The organism is Corallococcus sp. AB049A, from assembly GCF_003668885.1.
Classification (GTDB): domain Bacteria; phylum Myxococcota; class Myxococcia; order Myxococcales; family Myxococcaceae; genus Corallococcus; species Corallococcus interemptor.
This window is the reverse complement of the sequence record NZ_RAWL01001180.1, coordinates 1-431: the sequence shown is the minus strand read 5'-3', so window position 1 is coordinate 431 and position 431 is coordinate 1. Positions and strand designations below refer to the sequence as shown.

Sequence of the window (431 nt, the reverse complement as noted above, 5' to 3'; positions counted from 1 at the left end):
TTTCCCGACCGACGATGTCTTCGAAGACATGGCGCTCGAAACGCCTTTCGATCTCTTGGGGCTTTTCGAGGGCCGGGGCATCTCCGAACGTTTCACCATGGAAACGGGCGAGATGGTAAACCGTATCACGCTTTATCGACGTCCCATTCTAGACTACTGGGCCGAGAACGAGGAAACGCTGGGTGATATCATCACTCATGTCCTCATCCACGAGATTGGCCATCATTTCGGCCTGTCTGATGACGACATGGAGCGGATTGAAGAAAGCGCCGACGAGGCCGCCGCCGATCGCTGATCGGGGCGGCCATGACTGCTTACTGCTCGCCGAGCTTCATGTCGGGATGGTATTCCTTGCCCTCGACCACCTTGGTCACGGCCTGGCCGCAATGCATGACGCCACTTGCCGCATTAAAGGCATAGCTTGGCGAACC

2 protein-coding genes are annotated in these 431 nt (G+C 57.1%); one reads left to right on the top strand and one right to left on the bottom strand.

The genetic code is table 11. The features are described 5' to 3' along the window. The coding region (locus D7X55_RS41380; protein WP_121725773.1) for a metallopeptidase family protein at positions 1 to 295 on the top strand (295 nt) is incomplete at its 5' end. A 19-nt stretch (positions 296 to 314) separates the two neighbouring features. Here D7X55_RS41380 and D7X55_RS46710 read toward each other — a convergent pair. Further along, positions 315 to 431 (bottom strand): DUF1737 domain-containing protein (locus D7X55_RS46710; RefSeq protein WP_121725772.1); only part of this gene is annotated, 117 nt, incomplete at its 5' end.